This is a genomic window from Mycobacterium parascrofulaceum ATCC BAA-614 (genome assembly GCF_000164135.1).
Classification (GTDB): domain Bacteria; phylum Actinomycetota; class Actinomycetes; order Mycobacteriales; family Mycobacteriaceae; genus Mycobacterium; species Mycobacterium parascrofulaceum.
The window spans coordinates 1-5,470 of sequence record NZ_GG770558.1; the positions used below are offsets into that span (position 1 = coordinate 1).

4 protein-coding genes, 1 tRNA gene and 1 pseudogene are annotated in these 5,470 nt (G+C 62.6%); 4 read left to right on the top strand and 2 right to left on the bottom strand.

The window, feature by feature from the left end; genetic code table 11:
• Positions 1 to 98 precede the first annotated feature (98 nt).
• Positions 99 to 171, top strand: a tRNA-Ala gene (locus HMPREF0591_RS23300).
• A 279-nt stretch (positions 172 to 450) separates the two neighbouring features.
• Here HMPREF0591_RS23300 and HMPREF0591_RS31370 read toward each other — a convergent pair.
• On the bottom strand, positions 451 to 939 hold the full coding sequence (locus tag HMPREF0591_RS31370; protein ID WP_083212436.1) for a hypothetical protein: 489 nt from the start codon (positions 937 to 939) through the stop codon (positions 451 to 453).
• A gap of 78 nt (positions 940 to 1,017) precedes the next feature.
• On the bottom strand, positions 1,018 to 2,997 hold the full coding sequence (locus HMPREF0591_RS23305) for a putative alpha/beta hydrolase (RefSeq protein WP_007171148.1): 1,980 nt from the start codon (positions 2,995 to 2,997) through the stop codon (positions 1,018 to 1,020).
• 129 nt (positions 2,998 to 3,126) lie between these two features.
• On the opposite strand from HMPREF0591_RS23305, the pseudogene HMPREF0591_RS23310 reads away from it, so the two are divergent.
• The 3 genes and pseudogenes from HMPREF0591_RS23310 to HMPREF0591_RS23320 all read left to right on the top strand — a co-directional run.
• A pseudogene (locus HMPREF0591_RS23310) lies at positions 3,127 to 3,984 on the top strand (Mu transposase domain-containing protein); the annotation flags it as partial.
• Positions 3,981 to 4,838: an IS21-like element helper ATPase IstB gene (gene istB, locus HMPREF0591_RS23315; RefSeq protein WP_007171150.1), complete on the top strand. Its 858-nt coding sequence runs from the start codon at positions 3,981 to 3,983 to the stop codon at positions 4,836 to 4,838. The pseudogene HMPREF0591_RS23310 and the gene istB, both read left to right, overlap by 4 nt.
• 49 nt (positions 4,839 to 4,887) lie before the next feature.
• Positions 4,888 to 5,457, top strand: a complete 570-nt coding sequence (locus HMPREF0591_RS23320; RefSeq protein WP_244269087.1) for a hypothetical protein — start codon at positions 4,888 to 4,890, stop codon at positions 5,455 to 5,457.
• Positions 5,458 to 5,470: the final 13 nt, after the last annotated feature.

A 5,470-nucleotide genomic window follows, 5' to 3' on the forward strand; every position in this document is an offset into this window, starting at 1 on the left:
GAGCACGGCCTGGCGGAACCCCAGGCGGACGGCGAGGCGGCCTGAACAGCAACTTTGAACCAGGGTGGCGCGTGGTGTAGCTTCGATTGGCACGACTTGGGGCTATGGCGCAGCTGGTAGCGCACCACACTGGCAGTGTGGGGGTCAGGGGTTCGAGTCCCCTTAGCTCCACTCATATAACCGCAGTTCAGGGCGATAAAGCGACCTGATGCAGAACTCCCGTCAAGCCGACCGTCAAGGTTTCGCGCGAAGATGCCGCATGGCGTCAATCCGTCAGCGTGAGCGGAAAGACGGGTCCGTGTATTGGTCGGTTCTCTATGTGGTCAACGGCAGACAGAGCAGCTCGTCGTTTAACGACCCGCAGGAGGCAGTCGACTCCGGTGGGGACTTGCCGCCGACCGCCTGAGGGTCCGCTACTGGGCGTATCACCTGTCCTGCCTTGCAACCGGCTTATCCGCCCTTCAACTGCTCGTCGATTCTGAAGCCAGCATCCGGGCCGTCAAGTCGATGATTCGTCATGTTGCGGCATTCTCCGTATAGCTGAAGCTTCCCTCTGCCACTGACGGGGTCCTGCGTCATGACCGCGACGACTCCATCTTTGTTCAGAACACGACCGTATGAATGCCAATCGGGTGGGGGGCCGTCGTTCCATCCGTGGGCCACCATCGACGCAGCGATCCGCTGCAAGAATGTATTCGGGTCGGCGGTGGATTGTGGACCGTCAGTCTGGCCGCTTGGCAAGCTGAAACTCATTGATACGACGCCTCTGTAGGGCGGATCGCCTTGGTCATTGCAGGACGAGTAGTCGAAACGTCCTCCGGGATCGTGCAACTGCGCGTACTGAGCGATTTGCTTCGCTGGCTCGATGACTTGATCACGTGTTTGTTGATCCGACAATGGATTAACCGGATTGTCGACATCCTGGCCACCTGAACTCATTTTCGAACATCCTCCCAAGGCGAGCAAGGCCGATACCGTCGCCAAGATCCGGACCGCCCACGAGGACATTAGCGATGCCTAGCGCGGTCGATAGCCGAGGTACTGGTGATCATTTTGGATGGTGGGTCGTGGACGGTCATGTTCTGGATCGATGAAAGCAGGTATACCCGGTACCCGGAATGGCCCGATGTGGGGCTGGCGTCGGCCATCGGCAATCAATCCATCCTGTTGTAGCTGGCCGGAGTGGCCGCTGGAGATGTCGGTGAGGCTACGTAGTGACTCGCTGCCCATGTCGTAGTAGTGGGAATGGTCGTGTCGGTCGATGTCCTGAGAGCCCATAACTTCGGCGTGGAAGCGGATTGACCCGTAACCATCACCCGCCGGATCTCGCCCAAGGCCGGCGTCCAACGGGACCGGTATACCGTGTTCGTTGAGCTTTTGTTTGAGCCACTCTTCGGGCATACCGGTGCCTTCACCGAGCCAGCTGACCGGGTCGGTGGAGGCTGCTCCGACATAGACGTGGCCCCCCTTAAGATTAAAATCCGCGGCGCTGTGCGCCAGATCTGTTCCGGGGCAGCCGAGTAGTACCGCATCGTTGGCTTGCATGTGGCTGTGAGCAAAGGCGTCGGCGACTGTGGTCGAGCCGTAAGAGTGCCCGATGACGGTGATGTGCTCGGGCGTGAGGCCGTTGTGGGTGACCCAAAGACCGTTGACATCGGCGGCGAGTAGGTCTCCGCCAGAGCGGGCAAGCCCGGGGGTGCTGACGCCCTGAATATCACCAAAGCCGTGCGGCGCTTCGTAACCCATCCAGGCGATCACCGAGGTGTAGTGATGGCTTGGATCGGCTGCCAGCGACTGGTCGTAGAGGTTGATCGCGTCATCGTGGCCAGACATCCACCCCTGATACACACTGCTGCCGGTACCGGGCACGATAACGGCGGTGTTACGGGCGTAGTCCGGGTTGCCGATGGCAATTGCTGCCTTGCCCCAGCCGTTGAAGGCTTCCGGGTCGTAGGCCCACAGCATCACCGGCCTTGAGCCGTCGGTGTTGTGTGCCCGGTCGTATTCGAGACCGTCGCGGGTTTTCACGGCGTTACGGTATCGAGTTACGTCGGTGGCTGTGAGCCCGTATTTGCCGGGATTGGTGAAGAGATCGTTGTCGAGGTTGCCGCGCGCGTCCCGGGTGAGGTTGTCCGGAGACAGACCGTGCTGCCGGGCGGCCGCCTCAACCCGGCTAATGTCGTCGTTCATCACCGCCTGGTTGACCTCATCGCGCGGGATGGCGTCGATTCCATTGAGGTTGCCCAGTTCCGGCGGGTGTTGCGCGATCAGCTGGTCTCTTTGCTCTTGGCTCAGCGAGTTCCACCACTTCTTCACATCTTCGGGCTTGGTGCCCGGTGGCGGAATCTGAAGCTGGTCAGGTTTGTCCTGTGCGTCCACCGGCGCGAGAGGTTTCGGGTCATAACCCTCGGCATGCAAATTGCCCAACGACTTCTGCAATGTCGCCGAGTAGCCGTTACGGATGGACTTGAGCTGAGCGAGAGCATCGCGGGTGTCGTCGGCGGCATCAGCTTTCGCGTCGTTGATCAGTGACTGCAGCTCACCCCTGGATTTCGCGTCGAGGGCGGGATCTTGCAGGTCCTGTGTCGCCGCGCCGATGAGTTTGTCGAGCAGCTGTAACTGCCGTTCCAGCGTCGCGATCTCCTGGGCTCCAGCTTTCTGCGCCTCAGCCAGTGCGGCAGCGATGCCTTCTAAATCAGCACCGATCTTGGGCAGTTGTAGGGATTGCGTACCTAGGGATTTCATCACTCGCTGTACCTCAGCGGAATCATTGATCGGATGGTCGCCGTTCTGGTGGTTCCAGGCCGCGTCGAAGCGGTTACGGGCTTGCTCGAATGCGTGATCCGCCTCCGCAGTGCAACGGCCTGCGGTGTGAAAGGCTTCCGCCAACCGCGAAATCTGAAACGGGCTGCCAGCCTGCAAGCTATGGTTGACCGCCCAGGGATCACCACCAGCTGCAGCGATCAGCTCAGCTTGGCTCAGGTAGAAGAGCTGCATCGCGCCGCCCGTGGCATCGCGGCCTTGCGGTCATCCATGTCGGTGAAGGTTACTACCGCTTACTGGTTGTGCGGCTGATGTCAGGTGAGATTGCGATGGTGCCCCCGTCGCCGCCGCCCGCCCGTCCGGCAGGATCAGCCGCACCTGGTTGCCGGCTTGGACCGCGTCACTCGTGGTCTCGGTGGGCTGACCCGGGTGTGGCGCTTCGATCGGATGGCCACTGTCTGCGATCCCGGTTCGGGACGGGTGACCGCGTCGTTCGCCGGGGTGGCCAAGCATTACGGCGTCTCAGTGGCGGTCTGCCCGGCCCGGCGCGGTAACCGCAAGGGCGTGGTGGAGAAGGTCAACCACACCGCTGCGCAACGCTGGTGGCGCACCTTGGGTGATGACATGACTGTCGAGGGGGCCCAGGCCAACCTGGATCGCTTCGCCCGGGTCCGCGGTGATACCCGGCTGCGGGCCACTGCCGATGGCCGGTCCTCGGTCGCCGTGGTGGCCAAAACGGAGCCTCTGGCCCCGCTACCGGCGCTGCCGTATCCGGTGATCATCTCCGAGACCCGCACCGCATCGCGGCAGGCAATGGTGTCCTACCGCGGCAATCGCTATTCGGTGCCCCCGGAGCTGGCCGCCGCCCAGGTGGTGGTCAGCCATCCTGTCGGCGGGCAGTTCTGCGACATCGCCACCACCGGCGGGATCGTGGTGGCCCGGCACCGGATGGCCGCCGATGGGCTCGGTGTCATGGTGCGTGACAGCGGCCATGTCATCGCCTTGGACACCGCCGCGATGGCCACGGCCACCACCGGGCGCCCGCACCGCCGTAAGGAACGCATCCCACCCGGGGCAGCAGCCAAAGCCGCTGCCGCACAACTCCTTCACATCAAGCAGGGACCTACCGCTGCTATCGAATCGGTGACTCCGCCAACCGATTCCACCGTCATCGATCTGTCCGCCTACGAGCGGGCCGCCCAGAACAGGACCATCCAATGACCCCGACCCCACGCACCGGCAAGACCACCATCACGAGCACTGCCCAGCAGTCCCCGTCGGCCGCGGCGAGCCGGTATCAGCAGCTGCGCTCGCATCTGGCCGAGCTCAAACTGGCCGCTGCCGCCGAAGCGCTGCCCACAGTGCTGGACCAAGCCACCGCCGAAGGGCTGTCGCTGACCGTCGCGTTGGAGCGGCTGCTGGCCGTCGAGGTCGAGGCCAGCACAGCCCGGCGGCTGGCCGGCCGGCTGCGGTTCGCCTGCCTGCCCACCCCGGCCACCCTGGCCGATTTCGATGTCGATGCTGCCGCCGGGATCGACCGCAAGCTCATCGACGAACTGGGCACCTGCCGCTATCTGGAGTCGGCGACCAACATCTTGCTCATCGGGCCGCCAGGCACTGGAAAGACGCACTTGTCGGTCGGATTGGCAAGGGCTGCAGCCCATGCCGGGTACCGGACGTACTTCACCACCGCCGCCGACCTGGCGGCCCGCTGCCACCGTGCCGCGATCGAGGGACGTTGGGCCACCACCATGCGCTTCTATGCCGGTCCAACACTGCTGGTGATTGATGAACTCGGCTATCTTCCTTTGCCCGCCGAAGCCGCGTCAGCGTTGTTTCAGGTTGTCTCCCAACGATATTTGAAGACCAGCATCGTCATCACCACCAACCGCGGGGTGGGCGCGTGGGGCGAGATCCTCGGCGACACCACCGTGGCAGCCGCCATGCTCGACCGCCTGCTGCACCGCTCGGTCGTGATCAACCTCGACGGCGAGTCCTACCGCTTACGCGACCACCAGGCCGCCGCCGAAACCCTACGCCGAACCACCACCGGCACCCGCCAGCAACTACACTGACCGCTGCTCACAGGTGAGGAATTTCGGCGAGCACACCCGAGGACTTTCGATGAGCGCGATCAATGCGGCAAAGCCACGCGCAAAGCGGACTGTCACTCGCTCGTCCCAATTTATTCAGCGTGGGAAAGAACGCGCTAGGGCAGTGAAGAGCTGGGCGGAGGAGAAGCGAGCCGACTGGGAAATACGCCGTTACCTAAGAATGCATCCCTCGGTGGCACCTGACCCGGACATCAAGAATTGGGAGGACACCTTCTACCAACAAGCTCATGCAGCCGTCGAAGACTTCACGGAGATTCAATACGCCGAGGAGAGAGCCGTCAGCGGCGACACAGCCGAAGATAGGCGTTACTGGCGTGGCCAGAAGCAAACAGCGAAGGCCAATGCGAAGCGCTCGTTGCCGCTGCTAATTCAGTCCTTCGAAAGGGACATCAAGGGCCGGTCCGTGTCGGACGTGGTCGCGGCGTCGGAAACGGTAATTGAGTCGCTGGCCGCCCATCTGAAGTTCGAGGTGCCTCGCGTCATTCACCCAGAAGATGCGCTTCAGGAATTGCATGCGTTTCTCCTATGTCAAGCCGCTGCCGGTTGGCAAGGCTTTGTTTGGGTGTCGTGGTCGGTATGAAGGTGATGGAAAA